2 protein-coding genes are annotated in these 1,068 nt (G+C 37.4%); both read right to left on the reverse strand.

Annotated features, from left to right (window positions below; genetic code table 11):
* Positions 1-312 (reverse strand): DUF4372 domain-containing protein (locus tag A4R26_RS10800; RefSeq protein WP_133054627.1); only part of this gene is annotated, 312 nt, incomplete at its 3' end.
* Positions 313-594: 282 nt separating this feature from the next.
* A partial coding sequence (locus tag A4R26_RS34870) for a hypothetical protein (protein ID WP_165760225.1) occupies positions 595-1,068 on the reverse strand: 474 nt, incomplete at its 5' end.

A 1,068-nucleotide genomic window follows, 5' to 3' on the forward strand; every position in this document is an offset into this window, starting at 1 on the left:
GGCATCAGCAATTGTACTGCGGCGCGGATGGGTCTTGAGCCCTAAATGATGGATACGGTGTTCCCAGGCCAGTAGCCCTGTAGTGACTTCCCTAAGCGATGTACAATGATTAAATATCGAATATAACATGGTTACCAAGTGATCATAACTCTTGAATGACTTATAGTAATAGTCCGCATTGAGTTCCCGGGTCACCTGTTGAATCAAATTGCGGGGAATATAATTTAATACCTGATTGAAAATCGGCTGTCCGGTAAAAAATTTACTTTTGCTCGTTGGATAGTTTAAGTGTGGTAACTCAAATTTATCCAATTCTGGAGGTCTAACGACCTCCTTTTTTGTTATAATCCTACATTTTTACCGGACACCAATGATTCAAAGTTTTAAATTATTTTCTCCTGAACCACTTTATTACATGTGACCCAATAAATAACAAAATACAGAAAATAACTACGTAAAGAGAAAGATGCCCCCAAAATGGCCCCAGGATAGTTTTCCTCTGCCCCCACAGTTTTACATTACTTAGAATCAAGATTACAAGCGCTATATAATATACAGCACTTGTAATCTTTTTTATTATTTGTGATTGATTTTTCATCTAAATGTGTGTTGCTTAAGGTCGACTTTTGATGTAAAATCAGCAGCTGTTCGATTATCAATTCCGCTAACATTCGATAAGCTGGCAAGTGGTGTTTTTCCGCCCCCTCCTTCTATTCTAACTTTAAACCCCAGAATGTCATAGTTGCCTCTTGGTAACCAGTGGTCAATAAGTGCTATTGTATTTCTGGGTTCTAATTGAATGTTAACATCAAAAGCTACTACTCCATCCTTAGTCCTACCCCCAATTTGACTTCCTTCACTTGTGGCATTTTTCGTTTGTATATCTCTGGCAACCACGAAACCACTTACATAAAAATCAATTGTATTATCCAATACATTAGCATCTGTAGTGCTTGATTTTTCCGTAAATATCTTCTGATCTTTTCCTTCTCCTACAGAATATGTTTTAATTGTTTCCGTTGTTGTCATTTCGAAATCAAATGAAAGATTTGCTTTTCCCAGGCCCTG

The organism is Niastella populi, from assembly GCF_002078015.1.
Lineage (GTDB): Bacteria > Bacteroidota > Bacteroidia > Chitinophagales > Chitinophagaceae > Niastella > Niastella populi.